The following is an 18,946-nucleotide window of genomic DNA, read 5'->3' as shown; positions in this document are numbered from 1 at the left end:
CGTGCCGGGTGCCATCCGCTCGCTTCTCGGCGAGCGGGAGCGTTTCCGTCCGGCCGCTCCGGAGTCCTGGCGGGCCGTGGAGGAGTGGGTGGGATGCGAACTTCCCAGTGACTACAAGGAGCTTGTCGACGGCTTCGGGGACGGAGTCCTGTTCCGGCACCTCTTCATCCCGCACCCCGAGGGCAGCGATCCGCTGCTGACGTTCATGCGGGAGGAGCGGCGATACCTGCATGCCGCCTTTCAGGAGGTGCCCGACATCCCGCCGCCTGTGGCGTCGGCCTGGGACAGTGTCGTGCCCTGGGCGTACCACGACGGGAACGGAGACGTCTGCCTGCTGGTGCGCGATCCGGCCGAGGAGCGGTGGCACGTCGCCGTTGCCTTCCGCCAGTGCCCCGGCTTCCTTCTGATCGACGGGGGAGTGGCCGAATTCCTGCGGCTGATGGTGCGGGAGAAGAGGTTTCCGCGGGGATGGCCGACGGGAGATCCGCGATGGGAGTCGTTGCCGGACAGTCCCCTCGTGTGACCGGTGGTCTCGTGTGACCGGTGGCGGGCGGTGCGGCCGTGCCGGTGTCCGCGAGGGTGTTCCGCCGACCGGCTCCGGGCGTCCCCGGAGCCGGTCGTTCTCTTGGGTGACCGGGCTGCTGTCCCCTGCCGTCCGGTCACTTGCCCGGAGCGAGGTCCCACGGCGTACGGCACGACCCGTACGCCTCATCGCTCCAGCGAGCCACGCGTGGTTCTGTCGGGCCCGCCCCTGGCTGGCACGGACACCCCCCTCAACGAGGCGGTGCGCGGGCCGGTCACGCGCCGTACGGGTGAGACGATGACCGAACTCAGATGCGGCCCCGGGACAGTTCGAGCAGGGTCATGGCGAGCGAGGTGCCGGGCTTGCCGAGGGCCTCGCGGTAGCGGCCGAGGATCTCCATCTCGCGGGACAGGTGCACGCGCCGCCCGCCGGAGGCGATCCGGGTCTGCTGTACGACGGCGGAGACGGCCATCCGCTCCTGGATGAGGCCGATGATCCGGTCGTCGAGCACGTCGATCCGCTCCCGGGCGTCGGTGATGATCTCTTCCGGGGAGGTGGTGGTCATGTCGGGGCTCCTTGACGAGGGTGTCGGTGATGCCCCGGAACGACAGGACCCGGAAAACGCAAGACGCCCCGGGCCTTGTCGGCCCGGGGCGCCTGGGAAGTCGCTTGGCGTTCGCTCAAGCAGCACGACCATGGCAGCCGGCGGGCCGGTTGCCATAGGTAAAGACGAAGGTCGAGTGCGTGAGCATGGGTGCAGTATGCCACGGCTCCTTCCGGAGAGGGTCCCCGGCCGCCCCCGTTAGAATCGGAACCACAGACCCCCGCCCGACCGCCGGAAGGCACCCCGTGTCATCAGCGAACCCCGCTGCCGCCGCCCCCGACACCGTCCTGGTCGTCGACTTCGGCGCGCAGTACGCCCAGCTCATCGCCCGTCGTGTCCGCGAGGCGCGGGTCTACAGCGAGATCGTGCCGAGCACCATGCCGGTCGAGGAGATGCTCGCCAAGAACCCCGCGGCGATCATCCTCTCCGGCGGCCCCTCGTCCGTGTACGAGGAAGGCGCCCCCCGCCTCGACCGCGCGCTCTTCGAGGCCGGCGTCCCCGTCTTCGGCATGTGCTACGGCTTCCAGCTGATGGCCCAGGCCCTCGGCGGCACCGTCGACAACACCGGCGCCCGCGAGTACGGCCGTACCGACCTGCACGTCTCCAGGACGTCCTCCACCCTCTTCGAGGGCACCCCGGCCGAGCAGCACGTGTGGATGTCCCACGGCGACGCCTGCTCCGCCGCCCCCGAGGGCTTCACCGTGACCGCGTCCACGGACGTCGTCCCGGTCGCCGCGTTCGAGAACGACGAGCAGAAGCTCTACGGCGTCCAGTACCACCCCGAGGTCATGCACTCCACGCACGGCCAGCAGGTGCTCGAGCACTTCCTGTACCGCGGCGCGGGCCTGACCCCGTCCTGGACCACCGGCAACGTGATCGAGGAGCAGGTCGCCGCGATCCGCGAGCAGGTCGGCGACAAGCGCGCGATCTGCGGCCTGTCCGGCGGCGTGGACTCCGCCGTCGCCGCCGCCCTCGTCGCCCGCGCCATCGGCGACCAGCTGACCTGCGTGTACGTCGACCACGGCCTGATGCGCAAGGGCGAGACCGAGCAGGTCGAGAAGGACTTCGTGGCCGCGACCGGCGTCAAGCTGGTCGTCGTCGACGCCGAGGAGCGCTTCCTCGGCGCGCTGCAGGGCGTCTCGGACCCCGAGGAGAAGCGCAAGATCATCGGCCGTGAGTTCATCCGCGTCTTCGAGCAGGCGCAGGCCGAGATCATCGCCGACGAGGGCCCGGCCGTGGAGTTCCTGGTCCAGGGCACCCTGTACCCGGACGTGGTCGAGTCCGGCGGCGGCACCGGCACCGCCAACATCAAGTCGCACCACAACGTCGGCGGCCTGCCCGAGGACCTCGAGTTCAAGCTGATCGAGCCGCTGCGCAAGCTGTTCAAGGACGAGGTCCGGATGGTCGGCCAGGAGCTGGGCCTGCCGGAGGAGATCGTCCAGCGCCAGCCGTTCCCGGGCCCGGGCCTCGGCATCCGTATCGTCGGCGAGGTGACCAAGGAGCGCCTGGACCTGCTGCGCGACGCCGACGCTATCGCCCGCGAGGAGCTGACCGCGGCCGGCCTGGACCGGGACATCTGGCAGTGCCCGGTGGTCCTGCTCGCGGACGTCCGCTCGGTCGGCGTCCAGGGCGACGGCCGCACCTACGGCCACCCGATCGTGCTGCGCCCGGTGTCCTCCGAGGACGCCATGACCGCCGACTGGTCCCGGCTGCCGTACGACGTCCTCGCCCGCATCTCGACCCGCATCACCAACGAGGTCCGGGACGTCAACCGCGTCGTCCTCGACGTCACCTCGAAGCCGCCGGGCACCATCGAGTGGGAGTAGGCCCTACGCGCGCCTGAACGTGCGCAGGGACCCACCGGGCGTCCAGACCTGGACGACCAGATACCGGTCGTCCTCGACGCAGGTCCGCACGACCTCCGTCAGCTCGGTACGGAAGAGGTGGAACGGTTGCGGCGGTTCCACCTCTTTCGCATACCGGGACTTCCGCTCGCCCTCGACCTCGTACGCCCGCCCCGCGATCCGTACGTCCCCGCCGCCCATCCCCGTGCCCTCGCCCGGGTTCGCCTGGAGCGCGAAGCGCGGATCGCGCCGCAGGTCGAGGGCCTTCAGCGAGCCCGGCATCATGCCGAGCCACAGCTCGCCGTCGCGGAAGCCGGCCTCCAGGCCGGAGGTGCGCGGTGAGCCGTCCTTGCGCAGGGTCGCGAGGACGTGATGCCGGTGGGCACCGAAGCGCTCCTCGGCGATCCGTGCCAGTGCGGGTTCGGCGGAGGCGAAGGCCGCCCAGTTCACCTGTGTCATGCGCGCCAGTCTGACCGGCAAACCGGACAACCTCTGTCGTGTATTCGCTGCGTACGTCATCTTTACAAAACACCTCTGCCCTTTTGCGCTGACCGGCGGTAACTTCCGGCGCAGACCGCAATTCCAGTGCTGGAGGACCTATGCACGGGCCGACCCCGCCCCTGCCGCTGCCCACCGACCAGCTGCAGTTCGCCATGCCGCCGATGCACGACTCGGCCGACGACGAACGCCGGCACCGCAAGGAACGGCTCGCCGGTGCCCTGCGGATCTTCGGACGGACCGGGCTCGAGGACGGGGTCTCCGGGCACATCACGGCACGCGATCCGGAGTTCACCGACTGCTTCTGGGTCAACCCGTTCGGCATGCCGTTCAAGCACGTCACCGTCGGCGATCTCGTCCTCGTCAACCAGGACGGCCAGGTCGTCGAGGGCCGCTACCACGTCAACCAGGCCGCCTTCACCGTCCACGCCCAGGTGCACGCCGCGCGCCCGGACGTCGTCGCCGTCGCCCACTGCCACTCCGTGCACGGCCGCGCCCTCGCCGCGCTCGGCGAGCTGATCGACCCGATCACCCAGGAGAGCTGCGCCTTCTACGAGGACGTGGCCCTCTACGACGGCTACACCGGCGTCACCGTCGACGCCGAGGAGGGCCGCCGTATCGCCACCGCCCTCGGCTCCCGCAAGGCGCTCGTGCTGCGCAACCACGGACTGCTCACCGTCGGCGACTCGGTGGACGCCGCGGCCTGGTGGTTCCTGTCCATGGAGCGGTCCTGCCAGGTGCAGCTGCTGGCGAAGGCGGCCGGTCGCCCCGTCCTCATCGACCACAAACAGGCCGTCGCCACCCGCGAACAGCTCGGCGGCGACCTGGTGGCCTGGATCAACTACCAGCCGCTGTGGCAGGACATCAGCCGCAGCGAACCGGACCTGCTCAGCTGAAGCCCCTGAGCACGACGGCCTTCGTCCTCGCGAACTCCTCGTCCGTGAGCACCCCGGCCCGGTGCAGCTCGCCCAACTCGCGCAGCCGGCGCAGCAGTACGTCATGGAGATCGGCCTGTGCCGGTACGGCCGGACGGGGACGGCCCTGTCCGTCGCGGGTGCCGTCCGCACGAGTGCTGGGATGCGGCAGCCGGGCGGTGACGGCGGTCGCGACCAGCGCGGTCAGCAGGTCGCGCCGCACACTGCCCCACAGATCCAGGGTGTAGGGGTCCCGCTCGGGCGGCAGCTTGGAGAACGCCGTCTCCGCAGTCACGAACCGCAGAAAGCCGTCCTCGTACCCGGAGTTGGGCAGCCACTCCACCTGCACCAGATCGCCCAGGCCGATGATCCGCGGGCCGGTCGCGCGCTTGACCCGGTCGGAGGTGTCGGACCAGTCGATGCGCACCTGGGTGCCGTCGAAGGAGACCGTGCCGTCGGAGGACCGCACCGACACCGGCACCGGCGGCCCCGGCAGCAGATAGCCCGCCGTGGGCTCCTGCGGAATCCGGTCGATGAGCAGCGCGTGCCGGATCTCCTGCGCGACGTATTCCGCGACCCCCGAGCGGTCCGCGTCCACCGCCAGCCGGTAGGGGTCGGCCGGCTCGGGCAGCCGTCCGCCCGTCGCCTGGAGCAGGGGGTCGGCGCCTTCGCGCAGCCGCATCCGCAGCCGGCCGCGCTTGCGCTCCGGTGCGTAGACGACGCCCGAGACCGCCTCCAGAGGCACGGAGATCTCCCCGTACGTCTGCCGGAACAGCGGCACGGACCGGTGCAGTCCCGGGGTGATCCGGATCGTGCTGCCGTCGAAGGCCCAGGTCCCGTCCCGCGCGATGATCTCGGCCATAAGGGAATTCTCGCAGCCGGGTCAACACGGACGCTCCTGCTTCACCCGCCCTGACCCGGTCCGACGAACCCGAAGGGCCGTTCGTAGGGCACAATTCGCTGACGGCACAGGCGAGTTGCGCGGCGACGGGACGGCCCGGCGAGGGGCCGCCGGCCGTGCCGGCAAGTCGTTGGGAAGGCAGGCGTCCGGCATGGCGGTGCAGGAGGCGAGACAGGACACGGGTGCCTATGGGGCCCACGAGGGCGGCTGCACCTGCGGGGACTGTCCGCACGGCGCGCGCGAGGGGCACCGGCGGGCCGTAGCCGCGTTCCTGCGCCGCCGTGACGAGTTCGCGGCCGGACAGGGGCTGCCGCCGGCCGTGGCGCACTCGGCCTCGGCGTCCCGCCAGTGGGTTTCCGAGGAGCTGACCCTGCGGGCCGAGGCCGTCGCCGAACGCGGCCGCGCCGAGGGCGCGGCGTGGCTGGCCGGGCTGTGGCTGCGGACGGTGGCCGCCGTGTGGTGCGCCGTCGTCGCCCTGCTGCTCGGTGAGGCACTCACCGCGATCGGTGCGGGCTGGACCGCTGCCCGCACCGCGGCCCTGCTCGCCGCGCTCGTCGTCGCGGGCACGTTGACCACCGCCTGCCGGCTGCACCGGGCCCGTGGCGGAGCGCTCGCCCCGGTGATCGGCGAGGACAACCGGATGTCCACCTCCCGCACCGTGGCCGCCTGTTGGGTGCTGTTCGTCGGCTACGCCGTCCTGCTGCTCGCCGCCCGGCTGGCCGCCGCCTCCCACCACGCCGAACGGGACACGCTGATCTCGGGACTCGACCTCGCGCGCGGCACGGGCGTGGTGACCGTACTCGCCGTGGTGTGCGGCATCGCCGTGCTGGTGCGCCGGGTGGTGGGCGTGCGCATCCTCGCCCAGCGGCTGCAGAAGGTGCCGGCCCACCGGCCGCGCGCCGCCGACCTGCTCACCGACGACTCCGGCCGGGGCGCCTTCACCGACATCCAGTACGTCGCCGTCAGCGCCGTGGCCCTGCTCTTCGCCGCCGTACGGCTCGCCCGCCGCCCGGACCAACTGCCCGACCTGCCCTGGGGACTGGGTGTGATCGTGCTGATCTCGGCCGCGACCTACCTGGCCGGCAAGTACGCCGAGGGCGGCCGCCCGGTCGTCCTGTCCGTGGTCCGCGCCCGCGAACCCGGCGATCTGGACGGGCCGATCCGCACCGGCGACGACATCGAGATCCGCGGTGCCGGCTTCGTCCCGCCCGGCGCCCGGACCGCCGACCGGCTCTCCCGCACGGTGGTCCGCATCGGCAGTGTCGATGTGCACGTCCCGCTCGTCCCCGTCACCGGCGGTTTCCGCAACCCCGCCGACCACGTCCTGACCGTCCCCGTACCGGCTGAGGTCGAGCCCGGGGCCGTGGAGATCCAGGTGGTCACCGCGGCCGGAGTGGCGACCAACCGCTGTGTCGTCCAGGTGACGGAGTGAGCGGCGGGGCAGCGGCGGACCGATGAGCGAGAGCGCCCTGTCGGTCATACCGAGTGGATACCGGGACCTGCTCGACACGTACGACGACCAGGGCGACGGCCTGCCCGCCCCCGACATCACCACCCTCTGCTGCACCACTGCCACCTCCCTGGACTCACCGCCGTGGGCCGGGTCCGTCCGAAAAAAGCTCCGGGCAGGGATTGAACCGGCACCGCTTGTCGTACGTATCGTCGAGTGAGGGGCGGGACGGCGGGCGAGAGGCGGCTGGCGACGATGACTCACGGCATTCGGACCGACACGCACATGAACCGGCTGAACGGCCCCCGCGGCTGGCGGGACACCGCCGGCCACTACGCCCTGCTGCCGCTGCGGGTCTTCCTCGGCGTCACCTTCATCTACGCCGGCCTGGACAAGCTCACCGACAGCGCCTTCATGAAGTCCGGCGGCACCGGTTCGGTCGGCGACACCATGCGGGCGGCCCGCGACTCCGCCGCCATCCCGGCCCTGGTCGACCTGGCCCTGAAGAGCCCGGTCGGCTTCGGCTACGCCATCGCCCTCGGTGAACTGGCCGTCGGCATCGGCACCCTGCTCGGCCTCCTCGCCCGGCTGGCCGCGCTCGGCGGCGCGCTGATCTCCTTCAGCCTCTGGATGACGGTCAGCTGGGCGACGACCCCCTACTACTACGGCAACGACCTCGCCTACCTGATGGCGTGGCTGCCCCTCATCCTCGCCGGCGCCCCCTACCTCTCCCTGGACGCGGCCTGGCGGTCCCGGCGCCGACAACGGCAGGGCGCCTGGTAGCCCAGGGAGGCGACCCCGGCCATCCACAGAAGGCCACGCGGCCCCGCCCCCGGTGACAACGGCCGGACGGCCAACGGTGGGCAGCCGCCCGGTGCGGCGAGAGTGCGTGCCAGGCGTCGTGGGCCAGACGGGATTTGACGACAGAGCCTAGCCGTGGCCTAGCCGCCCTCCGCGCCGCCCCGTCTGCGTATCGCCCGAGCCACGCCCGCCGTCATCCCGGCCAGGAACAGACCGCCCACGACCAGCGGCACGATCGCGAACCACGGTGTCACCCACAGGCCGCCCGCGTCTCCGGCGTAGAGCGCACCCGCGGTGGTGAGGGAGAGCCCGGCGACCAGCTTCCCGGGCTGGAACTCATGACGCAGCACGGCTGACCTCCACCTGTCCCAGACCGACCCCGAGCGTGAGGTCCAGCGTGCCGGCGTCCTTGGCGCCCTTGGCGGGCACCAGTGTCACGTTCGCAAGCCTGCGCGGCTGCACGTCCACGTCCTTCCTGCTGTCCCCGGGCAACCGGATGTCGCCCACTCCCACCTCGATGTCCATCCGCACGGTCCCGCCCGCCGGCAGGATCACCTTGAGCTGGCCCGCGCCGACATGGGCGTCCGTCGCCACCGTCTGTCCCTTGGCAGGGCGTATCCGGGTCAGGTCCAGGGTGCCCCTGCCGGTGCCGAGGTCGTATCTCGGCTGCACCTGCGCCGTCGCCGCGGGTGTCCAGGAGGTGTCTTTCCAGTGCGTGGTGATGTCCTTGGGCATGGCCGACGCCCCGGCGAGCAGCGCCGCCGTGACGAGTGCCAGGAACACCGTCCCCGCTCCCGTACGCCCCAGGAAGGCGCTGATCGTCAGGCCCAGGCCGAAGACCGCCAGCGCACCGGCGAGACCGGTCTGGAGGCTGGTGCCCAGCGGGTGCGTGTCCCAGGTCAGCCCCGTGCCCAGGCCGCCCACCAGCAGGGCGAGCAGGAACACCCAGCCGCCGATCCAGCGCGGGCCGCGCGGTCTCGCAGGCGCGGCCGGCCGCGGCTGTATGGAGCCCTGGTGGGTCCAGGGAGTGGCGACGCGGACGTCGACGACCGAGGTGAGTTCCCGCTCACGGGTGTCGCCCGGCCCCCACAGATAGCCCGTGCCGCCGACATGGGTGCCGTCCTTGACGATCGGGTCCCGCCACCACGACGGATAGGTGGTGACGACCGGCGGCGCCTGTGCCTCGGGCGGGGCGTCGGCCGCGGCCTGCGCGGCGAGCGGATCGGGGTCGGCGGCGCCGCGGCGCCGCGACCAGTACCCGGCGCCCGCGAGCAGCAGGGAGACCACCACGGCGAAGGTCAGCACCCCGCCGTTTCTCAGCATGGTCAGGAAGATCCCGCAGCCGACGAGGGTGAACAGCACGGCGGCGAGCGCCTGTCCGTCGACCCGGCCCGTCAGCAGCTTGCGCAGCTCGTTCTCCTCCTCGTCCCCGTACGGCACGAGGAGCCAGGCGAAGCCGTAGAAGATCAGGCCGATGCCACCGGTCGCGGACAGCACGGCCAGCGTGATCCGGAAGATCACCGGGTCCATGTCGGTCTGCCGGCCCAGGCCCGCGCACACGCCCGCGATCATCTTGTGCCGGCGGTCGCGCCGGAACCGGTCGGGGGCCGTGGCGGCCTGCTGCTCCTGCTCCCGCTTCTCCTGCTCCTCTTCCCCTGGGCGGGGGTGGGTGCCGGGGCCGGCCGCTCCCGTCCGCTGCGTCGCGGCGGGCCCGGCATCCGTCGGCCCGGTGCCCGGGGCCGGGCGTGGGCCGGGGCCGGGTCCCGGACCCGTCGCGGCGTGCTCGTGATCCGTCATGCGTCCATGGTGACGGCCCGGCCGCCGCGACGGCAGTCGGGACGACCCTGGGCGAACCCTGAAATCGGCCCTGAGCCGGGGCGGGGAAGCGTTCGAGCAGCACAGGAGCGCCGCTGCCCGGCGCTCCCCGACCCGGTCCCGCCGAAGATCAGGGGCGTCTCGGGGGCCGACCCTGATGCCTGGCCGCGCCGGCCATGTGACCATCATTGGCATGCCGGAAGCCGCAAGCCTGCCAGTCGACGACCCGCGGCCGCCGCGCAAGCTCTACCGCAGCAGCGACGGACGCTGGCTCGGCGGAGTGGCGCGAGGCCTCGCCGGGCATCTCGGGCTGCCCGTCATCTGGGTGCGGCTCGCCTTCGTCGGCCTGTTCATGGCCAACGGTCTCGGCGCGCTGCTGTACGCGGCGTTCTGGTTCTTCGTCCCGCTCGGTGTCGGCGGCGTCGGCGACCACAAGCCGCCGGTCGCCACGGGGACCGCGCCGGGCGGCCGCCGCAGACTCGTGGCCCGCAAGCCGGACCGCGGGCAGATCGTCGCGCTGCTCCTCATGGTCATCGTGTCCATGGTCTTCGTCGGCAGCGTCAACCTGGGCAGCGCCGCCAAGGCATATCTGCTGCCCGCCGTCCTCGTCGCGGCCGGTGTCGCCCTCGTCTGGCGCCAGGCGGACAACGCCCGCCGGGCCCGCTGGGTCGAGGTCGGCAGCCGGCGCCGCACCCTCACCCTGCTGCGCGCGGCCGGTGGTGTCCTGCTCGTCACGGCCGGTGTCTCCGCCATCTTCGTGATGCAGGGCTCGGCAGCCCATCTCGGCGCGGTCCTCCAGGCGGCCCTCGCCGTCCTCGTCGGCATCACGCTCCTCGCCGGGCCGTACCTGGTCCGTATGACCCAGGACCTGTCCGAGGAGCGCCTGATGCGCATCCGCGCCCAGGAGCGCGCCGAGGTCGCCGCCCATGTCCACGACTCCGTGCTGCACACCCTCACCCTGATCCAGCGCAACGCCGACAACGCGAACGAGGTGCGCCGCCTCGCCCGCGCCCAGGAGCGCGACCTGCGTACCTGGCTCTACAAGCCGGAGGGCACCGGCAAGGACGAGGCCGACGAGCCGGACACGGTCGCCGAGGCGGTGCGGCGCAACGCCGCCGAGGTGGAGGACAAGCACGGTGTGCCCATCGAGGTCGTCATCGTCGGTGACTGCCCGCTGGACGAGAGGACCGGCGCGCAGATGCAGGCCGCGCGCGAGGCGATGGTGAACGCCGCCAAGTACGGTGGCGAGGGCGGTGCCGTACAGGTCTACGCCGAAGTCGAGGGGAAGACGGTCTTCGTGTCCGTGCGCGACCGCGGCCCGGGCTTCGACCTGGACTCGATACCCGCCGACCGGATGGGTGTCAGAGAATCGATCATCGGCCGCATGGAGCGCCACGGCGGTACGGCCCGGCTGCGGGCGGTGCCGGGCGGCGGCACGGAGGTCGAGCTGGAGATGGAGAGGGCGGAGAAGACGTCATGAGCGACACGACCGAGGCGAACGGCACGACGGGGGCCGGCGCGGGCGGACGGCACGTACGGGTCGTGCTCGTGGACGACCACCGTATGTTCCGCACCGGTGTCCAGGCCGAGATCGGCCAGACCGCCGAGACCGGTGTCGAGGTGGTCGGCGAGGCCGCGGACGTCGACCAGGCGGTCACGGTCATCACCGCGACCCGGCCCGAGGTGGTCCTCCTCGACGTCCATCTGCCGGGCGGCGGCGGTGTCGAAGTGCTGCGCCGGTGCGCGGCGTTGACGGCGGACGCCGAGCAGCCGGTCCGCTTCCTCGCGCTGTCCGTGTCGGACGCGGCGGAGGACGTGATCGGTGTGATCCGCGGCGGCGCCCGCGGTTATGTCACCAAGACCATCACCGGCACCGACCTGGTCGACTCGATCTTCCGGGTCCAGGAGGGCGACGCGGTCTTCTCCCCGCGGCTGGCCGGGTTCGTCCTGGACGCCTTCGCCTCCACCGACGCCCCGCCCGTGGACGAGGACCTGGACCGCCTCACCCAGCGCGAACGCGAGGTGCTGCGCCTGATCGCCCGGGGCTACGCGTACAAGGAGATCGCCAAGCAGCTGTTCATCTCGGTGAAGACGGTCGAGTCCCATGTCTCGGCGGTCCTGCGCAAGCTCCAGCTGTCCAACCGCCACGAACTGACCCGCTGGGCGACGGCGCGACGGCTGGTGTGACTGTCTGGCAGCCGCGCCGACGATCACACCGCCACGCTGGGCCCGTCGGGAGGAGGGGCGCATGCTGCTGCGTTTCCGTACAGCGAACGTGCGGTCACTGCGCGATGAGCAGGAGCCGTCCTTCGTCGTCCCATCCGGCGAGGAATCCGACGCGGGGCGCACGGTCAGGTTGTCGGACGGCAAGCAGCTGGATATCTATCCGGTTCTCGGAGCCTTCGGTGCCAACGCTTCGGGCAAGTCGAACGTCATTACCGCGTTGAAGAAGATGAGAAGCGCGGTCCTGGACTCCTACGGATTGTGGACCTCCTACACCGGTGTCCCCGAGCGCGAGCCTTTCGCTCTTGACGCCGAGTCGGCAGCACAGAGCACGTTCTATGAGGCGGACTTCGTCCTGGACGACGGGGTGCGTTGGACCTACGGGTTCGAGCTGGGGGACCGGCGGGTCGAGTCGGAGTGGCTCCGCGCCTACCCCAAAGGCCGCCGACAGGTCTGGCTGGACAGGGACGCCACCAGGGACAACCCCTACGACTCGGGCGCAAGGTGCTCGCGGCACTGGCAGGGGAGGCAGAGCTTCCTGATGGCGAAGGACAAGGGGCGGGACAATCCGGAACGCGTCAAGCGACGCCGTTTGGCGGAGCCAGAATTCTCAAGTCGAGGGCTGCATGACGACCTGCTCACCCTCTCCAGCCGGCTCCTCGAACTTGGTCAAGTAGCGACTGAACAGGGTCTCGTCCACTGTGACGGAGTTGGGGCCCTCCTCGTCGTTCCGTGATTCAAGGCGACGTTCCAGCGTCGTCCGATCCGCCTTGAGATGGATCAGTTGCCAGCAGCCGCCGTGCTTCTCAATCAGCGCCTTGTAATCATCGCGGGCGGCACGACTCCAGAAGCTGTAGTCCACCACCACATCGCGCCCGGCCAGCATCAGCTCGACCAGTTCCTGCCGCTGCTCGCGGCGGACCTCTTCCTTGAGCTGGTCGAACGCCTCCGCATCCAGCACCAGACCGGCGTCACGCCTTCCCAGTCGCTGCCAGACCACCTCGTCGATCGACAGGCGAACGTAACCGCGTCGCACCAGGTCCATCGCGTAGGTGGTCTTGCCCGCTCCCGGAAGACCACACATCAGCACCACCGTGCTCAATCGCTCCGTCACCGAGACAGATTAATCCCGAGGACGCGCCGACTTCAGCGGCCAGCAGCGCGCCCGCTGAAGCCCAACCCGGCCAACCTATGTGGTCAGAGCACTAGAGGCGAAACAGAAGCGCATCGTTGAGCAGATCTGGGCTGTGCGCACGAAGAAGGCGTCGCTAGGGCCTGTCCGGCGGATCATCGCCCGCGGCAGGTGAGCCCGGGCAGTGATCCACCGGACGCGACTGGGAAGGGAACGTCACGCCATGGCGAACTTGGCGACGTACTCGTCGAAGGGCTCGATGCCGACTTCCGCACGGAGTTCGTCCACGCGCTCGGGCTCCTCACAGGGCCACGGAACCGGTGCCCCGTCCTTCACGCCGGCGATCTGAGTGCCGTAGACCTGTTTGCGGCCCTCATTGATCAGCGTGCGGTCGCGCAGAAAGGCCAGCTCGCGTGGGCTGGCCGAGCCTGCCGACACCGCCTGTTGCATCAGCCGGAGGGCACGACGCTGAACGTCGAGCTGCCGGTCGGCGTGCTGAGCGATCAGCCATGCCGCGCGTGCGGCCTCCTCGCCGACCAGTTCCGCTGTCGGCCAGCCGTATTCCTCCATGATCTGGTCAAGCCGGTCACCGTGCCGGGCGGTCAGCCGTCGCCACGCCAACTGCTCGGCTGGGTCGTCGCTGTTCGCGCGGACTGCGGATTGATGATCGGCCGCAGCCATGTCCGTGAGTTCCACCGCCAGCGCGGCAACATCGTGCGCCACTCTCAACTCCCAGGTCAGATCCGTGCTTTGTGTCCGCCCGCAAGCCTAGAGGCACAAAAGGGATGTAAAGATCATTCCGGAGAACGGTGACAGGCGCCTCGCCGCACAGGGATAATGGATCTACCTCCGAAGCCAGAGCCGGATCGCCGCGACGGTCACGGTGCCCTGGAAGACATAGGCACGCTTGTCGAACCTCGTGGCCACGGCCCGGAAGCTCTTGAGGGCATTGATCGTCCGCTCGACTTCATTTCTGCGCTTGTAGATCGTCTTGTCGAAGCCCGCGGGGCGCCCGCCCTTGCTGCCGCGACGTTGGCGGTTGGCCCGCTGGTTCTTCGGCTCGGGGATGGTGTGCTTGATCTGCCGTCTGCGCAGGTAGCGGCGGTTACGCCGGGAGGAATAGGCCTTGTCGCCGCCGAGGTGATCAGGACGGGTGCGGGGACGTCCGCCACCGAGCCGGCCGATACGGATGCGTTCCATGACGGGGATGAGCTGCGGGGCGTCGCCCCGCAGGCCCGGGGTGATCAGCAGAGCCAGAGGGTGGCGCCCGCCTTCTCCGGCGAGGTGAATCTTGCAGGTGAGGCCGCCCCGGGAGCGTCCGAGTCCCTCATCGGGGCGGTGCTGCCAGGGCGTGCGTCTTTTCCCGGTACCCGCGGTGGTTTCTTGCGTGCTCCGGCGGCGTGCTGGTGGGCCCGGCAAGTGGTGGAGTCCACGCTCACCATGGACCAGTCGATGCGGCCCTGGGCATCCGCTTCGGCCAGGACGGCCGCGAAGATCTTGTCCCACGTGCCGTCCGCCGACCAACGCCTGTGCCTCTCATACACGGTCTTCCACTTGCCGAACCGCGCAGGCAGATCCCGCCACGGCACCCCAGTCCGGTTCCGGTACAGGATGCCGTTGATGATCCTACGGTGACTCACCCAACGCCCACCGCGCCGCCCGGTCTTGGGCAGATGCGGCTTCAGCCGGGCCCATTCCTCATTCGTGAGATCTCCCCGCCCCATGGACATGCCAACGCGCCGGAATGCGAGAAGTCACATGATCCGCCGGACAGGCCCTAGTCACCGAGAAGGCGAAGCTGGGTAACTTGAAGGCAGCTCTCACCAGTGATCTGCTTCCGGTGGTTTGACGGCGTCGTAACGAACTCGAACCACACCTCCTTGCCGATGCCGCACTGCCTCCTCTCCGTACCCCAGTCATCCGCCAGTGCCGCCACCAGCGCGAGGCCCCTGCCCGATTCGTCCTCCAAAGATGCCGTGCCTGGTGTCGGGAGGGTGTCGTTGGCGTCGGTCACCGTTACGCGGATTCGGTCCTCCGCGACCGTGCAGCGGGCCCAGATTTCCCGGCCGGCCGGGACCTTCGCGTGGCGGTACGCGTTTGTCATCAGCTCGCTCAGGAGAAGTTCGGCCGTGTCCGTCACCCCTTGCGGCAGGCCCCAGGAAGCCACCTGTTCACGGAACAGCTCGCGTGCCCTGCCCACGCTCCGGGCACGGCGCGGCAGGCGCCACTCGATGTCCTTCCGGGGCGTCGTGGGCAGCGGGGGCCACGGGGTCTGCATGCGCTGTTCATCCCTTGCGTGGAAGTTCTGGCGTTCGGCCAGATCACGGTGGCGGTTCGCGCGTAGCCTCACGAGTAACGGCGCAGGTACAGAAGGTGGTTGTACCCGGTGTGGACCCGGCGGAGGTGTGCGTGTCGACCGAGGTGAACTCCCAGCCGCCCATCGCCTGGCGGTACTGCGGCAGCCAGATCAAGATGTGGCGTACGGAAGCCGGTATCGGTCGGGAAGCGCTGGCCAAAGAGGCCGGTTACGACTACGAGTACGTCAAGTCAATGGAGAACGGCCGCCGTCGGCCGACGCTGCGGTTACTGCAAGTCGCTGACCAGGTGTGTGGGGCGGGCGGGAAGCTCGTGGCGGCGCAGGAGTACCTGAAGCCGGAGCCGTTCCCGACATTCTCGCAGGACTTCATTCGGTATGAGTCTGAAGCCATCTCGTTGAGTTCGTACGAGCCGCTACTCATCCCTGGGCTTCTGCAAACGGAGGAGACCGCCCGGTCCCTACTCAAGGCCCACTGGCCGCCCCTGGATGACGAAACGGTCGAGGAGCGCGTGACGGCCCGGCTCAAACGTCAGGCTCTTCTGGCGAAGCAGACCAGGTCTTTCAGCTTTGTCATTGGCGAATCGGCGCTGCGGAACAAGGTCGGAGGAGCCGAGGCGCACTCGCGTCAGTTGCGCCACCTGCTGGCAGCGGCCGAGCAGCGGAACGTGACTGTGCAGGTGCTGCCGATCGTCGGTGCGCATCCGGGCCTCAACGGGCCACTCGTCTTGTTGGAGACGTCAGAGCATGAGCACTTTGGGTACGAGGAAGGGCAGACGACCGGAGTGCTCTACTCGGACCCCGATCGAGTCAGCATCGCCTCGCAGCGCCATGCAATGATCCTTCGTCAGGCGCTGAGTCTTTCGGAGTCCGCGCGATTCATCGGCGAGGTGGCGGAGGGGCAATGAACAGGGACCTGCGATGGTTTAAGTCCAGCTACAGCGGCACCGAAGGCGGCAACTGCCTCGAAGTCGCTCTCGACTGGCACAAGTCAAGCCACAGCAGCGACTACACCGGCAACTGCGTCGAAGTCGCCCCCTGCCCCCACACCATCCACGTCCGGGACTCGAAGCTCGGCCCCCAGAGCCCTCATTTCTCCGTCGCCGGGGCCGCCTGGACAGCGTTCGTCGCCCACGCCCGTACCGGCGCTTGAGCTTCGAGCCCCAACGCCCAAGAGCCGAGCGCCGTTTGTGAGGAATGGGTGGTTGGTTTGAACCCACCACCCACCCTTCCTGCCAGCCCCCATGACTTTTCGTGACCGGCTTGCAACACGCCGTCGTCACCCTCTAGCGTTCGCGACAACAAACAACCCCGGCTAGGTGCTGCAACACCCGCCGGGGTCTCACCCCAAGATCGAAGTGGACCGATCTCGTGGCTTGCGAAAACTCTAACGCCGCCCTGCCCGCCCCCGCACACCCCTCGGCCAGCCCCGGCTACGGCAAACGAACCGTCCCGGCCGAGCCCGGCTCCGTCTCCCGCGTCCCCGCCGACTTCTCGCATCTGCCCGCCCGTGAGGCGTACATCGCCGCGTTCATCGACCGGCTGCCCGACGGCGCGGCCATGGACATCAAGAGCCTCGCCAAGGTCCTGCCCCTGTACGGCCAGCAGGCAGTCCGCAGTGCCCTCAACGCCCTGTCCCGCGCCGGGCACCTGCATCGTGCCCGTGGCCTGGCCGCCACCGGCGAGGGCGGCACCCGCTGGGTCTTCCGTACGTACTGGTCCCGCGCTGCACGGGACGACGCCTGGTGGGCCGCCTTCCTGGAGGCCGGTGAGGCCCCGGACAGCTCATTCGTCGCGCCCGTCAACCCGGCGCCCGACCGCACCGCCCCATCCACCGACACTCCGGCCGCGCCCCCGCCGACTGAACCCGCGCTCACCGAGCCCAACGCCGCCACCGCCTACCGCTTCCTCGCTCGGCTCGGAAGCTACGAACCCCGGCTCATCCTCTCTGCCTCCGACTGCGACGCGCTCACCGACTTGGTCATCCCCTGGCTGGAGCGCGGTGCGAGCACCGACTCCCTCGTCCAGGCCCTCACCGTCGGTCTGCCCGACACCGTCCACGCCCCGCGTGGGTTCGTCGCCCGGCGGCTGCGGGACAAGCTGCCGCCCCAACCTCTGCCCACCCTCGCATCGGCGGCTTCCGACGAGCCCCTCTCGGACCGCCCCCGCCGTCTCATGCCCGAGTGCACCGAGTGCGGTGTCCCAGGGCGCCCCGCTGCCTTCGTCGGTGGTCTGTGCCGGGGCTGCCGTGCCGCCTCGCCGGGTGCTGCCATGGCAGTGCCTCAAGCCGGTTCACCGCTGCACCGGCATAGCGCCGTCGTCCTCGCCCGGGAAGCTCTAGCCAGCCGCGACCGTCGACAATCGGCCAAATCCCGTCCCATCATGGCAGGACAGCTGTCGTAGCTTTGCAGACTCGTGTCACCCCCGGGCGGACCGTGGACGATCCGGCCGCTGAGCACGACGAGCGCGGCGGCGTCGTCTGGCACACCCAGGGCTCCGGCAAGAGCCTCACCATGGCCTTCCTCGCCCGTAGGCTCCAGACCAGCCGCGATCCGCAACTCAACCGCTTCACTGGACTACTGGTCTCTGCTTCGACAAGCCATCCCCGAGTGTGAGGAACGCAAGGGGGAGCTGGATGACCTCGGGCGCAGGCTGTGGCTCGGCGAGATCCGGGAAGAGTCCTGAAACTCCGATCGCGAAGGTGTGCCGCCCTGCCTTCACGCGGGTGTCTCACACCACCCGGGTCGCCCCCGCGAACGGCATGAGGTCGACGGGGGCCAGCCGGACCGGTGCCGACGGGTTCGGGGCGTGGATCATCTGTCCGTTGCCGACGTAGATGCCGACGTGGCTGACGCCGGAGTAGAAGAACACCAGGTCCCCGGGCTGCAGTTCGGAGCGGGAGACGCGCCGGCCCGCATCGATCTGGGCGTAGGTGGTGCGAGGCAGGTGGATGCCGGCGGAGCGGTAGGCGGCCTGGACGAGGCCTGAGCAGTCGAAGGCGTTCGGGCCGGTCGCGCCCCACACGTAGGGGCTGCCGAGCTTGCCGTAGGCGTAGGCGACGGCCGCCGCCGCGCGCGTGTCGGGGGCCGTGACGGACCCGGCCCGGGCCAGGTCGTCACGGGGGTCTGAGGCCGACCGGGAGGCGCGTCCCGGGGTGCCGTCGTCACCGGTGACCTCGGTCCGCTGCCGCGGGGTGAGCAGTGCCAGCAGCCGCCGTGCCTCGGCCAGCTTGCCGGTGATGGTGCTCTTCTGCCGCCGCAGCTCCGCCTGCCGGGAGCGCAGCGACGTCAGCTGGACGCGCGCGGCGCCGCGCAACTGCTCGATCTCCCGCAGCTGTTCACGCACCTGGGAGACGGCGGTGGCCTGTCTCTCGTCCGCCCGCTCGGCGAACGAGGCGTCGTCCAGGTACCGTTCGGGGTCGCTGGAGAGGGCCAGCTGCCAGGCCGGGGCGAAGCCGCCGTCGCGGTACTGCGCGTCGGCGAACGAACCCAGGGCGTCCCGGGACGAGTTGAGCACGTCCTGCTTGCGGGCGGTCTCGTCCCGCAGTGCGTTGAGCCGCCGCTGGGCCGTGTCCGCCTGTTCCTTGGCGCCGTCGTACTTCTCGGTCGCGGCCCCGGCCTGCTGGTACAACCTGTCCACCTCGGCCTTCACCTGGGCCGGCGTCAGCTGTGGTTCGGCGTGCGCCGTCCCGTCGAACGCCGTCGCGGTGGCCGCGCCCGCCAGGGCGAGCGTGGCGGCCCTCCAGGCCGTGGGGCCGCCGATCGGGCGTTGCCGGGGCTTGCGGTGCGCTGCCACCTGGACCGTCACGTCCTTCCGTACGACTCGACGACCGAGCGGTCCGGCCGACCGGGCGGTCCGGCCGCGCGGTCCGTCCGGCGGCGGCCCGCACAGGGGGAGTGGGCCGCCGCCGGACCTTTCTCGGCGGTG

Annotated in this window: 22 protein-coding genes and 1 pseudogene; 13 read left to right on the top strand and 10 right to left on the bottom strand. The window is 70.4% G+C overall.

The genetic code is table 11. The features are described 5' to 3' along the window. Position 1 precedes the first annotated feature (1 nt). Positions 2-523 carry an SMI1/KNR4 family protein gene (locus A6P39_RS18190; protein ID WP_234379049.1) on the top strand — a complete coding sequence of 174 codons (522 nt, stop codon included), beginning with the start codon at positions 2-4 and terminating at the stop codon, positions 521-523. 307 nt (positions 524-830) lie between these two features. Here A6P39_RS18190 and A6P39_RS18185 read toward each other — a convergent pair whose 3' ends face one another. Continuing rightward, on the bottom strand, positions 831-1,088 hold the full coding sequence (locus tag A6P39_RS18185; RefSeq protein WP_067050892.1) for a chorismate mutase: 258 nt from the start codon (positions 1,086-1,088) through the stop codon (positions 831-833). A gap of 284 nt (positions 1,089-1,372) precedes the next feature. Here A6P39_RS18185 and guaA point away from each other — a divergent pair, with 284 nt between their 5' ends. Beyond that, complete coding sequence (gene guaA / locus A6P39_RS18180) at positions 1,373-2,953, top strand: glutamine-hydrolyzing GMP synthase (RefSeq protein ID WP_067050889.1); 1,581 nt, start codon at positions 1,373-1,375, stop codon at positions 2,951-2,953. 3 nt (positions 2,954-2,956) lie between these two features. Here the strand turns inward: guaA and A6P39_RS18175 are convergent, their stop codons facing one another. After that, positions 2,957-3,430: a pyridoxamine 5'-phosphate oxidase family protein gene (locus A6P39_RS18175; RefSeq protein WP_067050886.1), complete on the bottom strand. Its 474-nt coding sequence runs from the start codon at positions 3,428-3,430 to the stop codon at positions 2,957-2,959. A gap of 140 nt (positions 3,431-3,570) precedes the next feature. Between A6P39_RS18175 and A6P39_RS18170 the strand changes: the two genes are divergently transcribed. Further along, positions 3,571-4,365 (top strand): class II aldolase/adducin family protein, encoded by a 795-nt coding sequence (locus tag A6P39_RS18170; protein WP_067050883.1) that lies wholly within the window; start codon positions 3,571-3,573, stop codon positions 4,363-4,365. Here A6P39_RS18170 and A6P39_RS18165 read toward each other — a convergent pair. Further along, positions 4,358-5,245: a DUF4429 domain-containing protein gene (locus A6P39_RS18165; protein WP_067050880.1), complete on the bottom strand. Its 888-nt coding sequence runs from the start codon at positions 5,243-5,245 to the stop codon at positions 4,358-4,360. The genes A6P39_RS18170 and A6P39_RS18165 overlap by 8 nt on opposite strands. A 190-nt stretch (positions 5,246-5,435) precedes the next feature. Between A6P39_RS18165 and A6P39_RS18160 the strand changes: the two genes are divergently transcribed. From A6P39_RS18160 to A6P39_RS18150, 3 genes are read left to right on the top strand one after another with little or no spacing between them, the layout of a single operon-like run. Further along, positions 5,436-6,716, top strand: a complete 1,281-nt coding sequence (locus tag A6P39_RS18160) for a hypothetical protein (protein ID WP_067050877.1) — start codon at positions 5,436-5,438, stop codon at positions 6,714-6,716. Positions 6,717-6,738: 22 nt separating this feature from the next. Beyond that, the gene (locus A6P39_RS18155; protein WP_067050874.1) at positions 6,739-6,954 is read left to right on the top strand and encodes a hypothetical protein; all 216 of its coding nucleotides are present in this window, start codon (positions 6,739-6,741) and stop codon (positions 6,952-6,954) included. Positions 6,955-6,989: 35 nt separating this feature from the next. Beyond that, positions 6,990-7,517 carry a DoxX family membrane protein gene (locus A6P39_RS18150; RefSeq protein ID WP_067050871.1) on the top strand — a complete coding sequence of 176 codons (528 nt, stop codon included), beginning with the start codon at positions 6,990-6,992 and terminating at the stop codon, positions 7,515-7,517. A gap of 158 nt (positions 7,518-7,675) precedes the next feature. Here the strand turns inward: A6P39_RS18150 and A6P39_RS18145 are convergent, their stop codons facing one another. Then, a complete protein-coding gene (locus A6P39_RS18145) occupies positions 7,676-7,885 on the bottom strand; it encodes a hypothetical protein (protein WP_067050868.1) in 210 nt (69 codons plus the stop codon). After that, positions 7,872-9,332 (bottom strand): PspC domain-containing protein, encoded by a 1,461-nt coding sequence (locus A6P39_RS18140; protein ID WP_067050865.1) that lies wholly within the window; start codon positions 9,330-9,332, stop codon positions 7,872-7,874. Before A6P39_RS18140 ends, A6P39_RS18145 begins: the two co-directional genes overlap by 14 nt. A 175-nt stretch (positions 9,333-9,507) precedes the next feature. Here A6P39_RS18140 and A6P39_RS18135 point away from each other — a divergent pair, with 175 nt between their 5' ends. The 3 genes and pseudogenes from A6P39_RS18135 to A6P39_RS18125 all read left to right on the top strand — a co-directional run. Next, positions 9,508-10,830 (top strand): ATP-binding protein, encoded by a 1,323-nt coding sequence (locus A6P39_RS18135; RefSeq protein WP_443052882.1) that lies wholly within the window; start codon positions 9,508-9,510, stop codon positions 10,828-10,830. Further along, complete coding sequence (locus A6P39_RS18130) at positions 10,827-11,537, top strand: LuxR C-terminal-related transcriptional regulator (RefSeq protein ID WP_067050859.1); 711 nt, start codon at positions 10,827-10,829, stop codon at positions 11,535-11,537. The genes A6P39_RS18135 and A6P39_RS18130 overlap by 4 nt, the downstream gene beginning before the upstream one ends. A gap of 61 nt (positions 11,538-11,598) precedes the next feature. Beyond that, positions 11,599-12,051, top strand: a pseudogene (locus A6P39_RS18125) (AAA family ATPase); the annotation flags it as partial. 132 nt (positions 12,052-12,183) lie between these two features. Here the strand turns inward: A6P39_RS18125 and A6P39_RS18120 are convergent. The 4 genes from A6P39_RS18120 to A6P39_RS18105 all read right to left on the bottom strand — a co-directional run bounded on the left by A6P39_RS18120 (position 12,184) and on the right by A6P39_RS18105 (position 14,983). Then, positions 12,184-12,687, bottom strand: coding sequence for an AAA family ATPase (locus A6P39_RS18120; RefSeq protein ID WP_067050855.1), 504 nt, complete (start codon positions 12,685-12,687; stop codon positions 12,184-12,186). A gap of 234 nt (positions 12,688-12,921) precedes the next feature. Next, positions 12,922-13,428 carry a DUF6624 domain-containing protein gene (locus A6P39_RS18115; RefSeq protein ID WP_067050852.1) on the bottom strand — a complete coding sequence of 169 codons (507 nt, stop codon included), beginning with the start codon at positions 13,426-13,428 and terminating at the stop codon, positions 12,922-12,924. Between the two features lie 120 nt (positions 13,429-13,548). Further along, positions 13,549-14,429 (bottom strand): IS5 family transposase gene (locus tag A6P39_RS18110; RefSeq protein ID WP_107304437.1). Its coding sequence is split into 2 segments (ribosomal slippage): positions 13,549-14,069 and positions 14,069-14,429, totalling 882 coding nucleotides; the frame shifts between segments, so codons are not numbered across the junction. Between the two features lie 53 nt (positions 14,430-14,482). Next, positions 14,483-14,983, bottom strand: coding sequence for an ATP-binding protein (locus A6P39_RS18105; RefSeq protein WP_079133575.1), 501 nt, complete (start codon positions 14,981-14,983; stop codon positions 14,483-14,485). Positions 14,984-15,114: 131 nt separating this feature from the next. On the opposite strand from A6P39_RS18105, the gene A6P39_RS18100 reads away from it, so the two are divergent. From A6P39_RS18100 to A6P39_RS18085, 4 genes are all read left to right on the top strand, one after another. Beyond that, positions 15,115-15,927 (top strand): helix-turn-helix domain-containing protein, encoded by an 813-nt coding sequence (locus A6P39_RS18100; RefSeq protein ID WP_067051011.1) that lies wholly within the window; start codon positions 15,115-15,117, stop codon positions 15,925-15,927. Further along, entirely contained in the window at positions 15,924-16,172 is a 249-nt protein-coding gene (locus A6P39_RS18095) for a DUF397 domain-containing protein (RefSeq protein ID WP_067050846.1), read from the top strand. Before A6P39_RS18100 ends, A6P39_RS18095 begins: the two co-directional genes overlap by 4 nt. 218 nt (positions 16,173-16,390) lie before the next feature. Beyond that, the gene (locus A6P39_RS18090; protein ID WP_067050843.1) at positions 16,391-17,422 is read left to right on the top strand and encodes a hypothetical protein; all 1,032 of its coding nucleotides are present in this window, start codon (positions 16,391-16,393) and stop codon (positions 17,420-17,422) included. Positions 17,423-17,424: 2 nt separating this feature from the next. Further along, complete coding sequence (locus A6P39_RS18085) at positions 17,425-17,634, top strand: DEAD/DEAH box helicase family protein (protein WP_079133574.1); 210 nt, start codon at positions 17,425-17,427, stop codon at positions 17,632-17,634. A 115-nt stretch (positions 17,635-17,749) separates the two neighbouring features. Here the strand turns inward: A6P39_RS18085 and A6P39_RS18080 are convergent, their stop codons facing one another. After that, entirely contained in the window at positions 17,750-18,814 is a 1,065-nt protein-coding gene (locus A6P39_RS18080; RefSeq protein ID WP_067051008.1) for a C40 family peptidase, read from the bottom strand. Positions 18,815-18,946 lie beyond the last annotated feature (132 nt).

The sequence above is a fragment of the Streptomyces sp. FXJ1.172 genome (assembly GCF_001636945.3).
In the GTDB taxonomy this organism is placed as follows: domain Bacteria; phylum Actinomycetota; class Actinomycetes; order Streptomycetales; family Streptomycetaceae; genus Streptomyces.
Note: the sequence above shows the minus strand (reverse complement) of the source record. Positions and strands in the feature narration are given on the sequence as shown.

Bases quoted from the DNA above. Each gene is read 5' to 3' on its own strand.
- A6P39_RS18165 (WP_067050880.1), bottom strand. From the start codon at position 5,245: ATGGCCGAGATCATCGCGCGGGACGGGACCTGGGCCTTCGACGGCAGC.
- A6P39_RS18130 (WP_067050859.1), top strand. From the start codon at position 10,827: ATGAGCGACACGACCGAGGCGAACGGCACGACGGGGGCCGGCGCGGGC.
- A6P39_RS18175 (WP_067050886.1), bottom strand. From the start codon at position 3,430: ATGACACAGGTGAACTGGGCGGCCTTCGCCTCCGCCGAACCCGCACTG.
- A6P39_RS18095 (WP_067050846.1), top strand. From the start codon at position 15,924: ATGAACAGGGACCTGCGATGGTTTAAGTCCAGCTACAGCGGCACCGAA.
- A6P39_RS18150 (WP_067050871.1), top strand. From the start codon at position 6,990: ATGACTCACGGCATTCGGACCGACACGCACATGAACCGGCTGAACGGC.
- A6P39_RS18155 (WP_067050874.1), top strand. From the start codon at position 6,739: ATGAGCGAGAGCGCCCTGTCGGTCATACCGAGTGGATACCGGGACCTG.
- A6P39_RS18160 (WP_067050877.1), top strand. From the start codon at position 5,436: ATGGCGGTGCAGGAGGCGAGACAGGACACGGGTGCCTATGGGGCCCAC.
- A6P39_RS18135 (WP_443052882.1), top strand. From the start codon at position 9,508: ATGCCTGGCCGCGCCGGCCATGTGACCATCATTGGCATGCCGGAAGCC.
- A6P39_RS18170 (WP_067050883.1), top strand. From the start codon at position 3,571: ATGCACGGGCCGACCCCGCCCCTGCCGCTGCCCACCGACCAGCTGCAG.
- A6P39_RS18185 (WP_067050892.1), bottom strand. From the start codon at position 1,088: ATGACCACCACCTCCCCGGAAGAGATCATCACCGACGCCCGGGAGCGG.
- A6P39_RS18140 (WP_067050865.1), bottom strand. From the start codon at position 9,332: ATGACGGATCACGAGCACGCCGCGACGGGTCCGGGACCCGGCCCCGGC.
- A6P39_RS18105 (WP_079133575.1), bottom strand. From the start codon at position 14,983: ATGCAGACCCCGTGGCCCCCGCTGCCCACGACGCCCCGGAAGGACATC.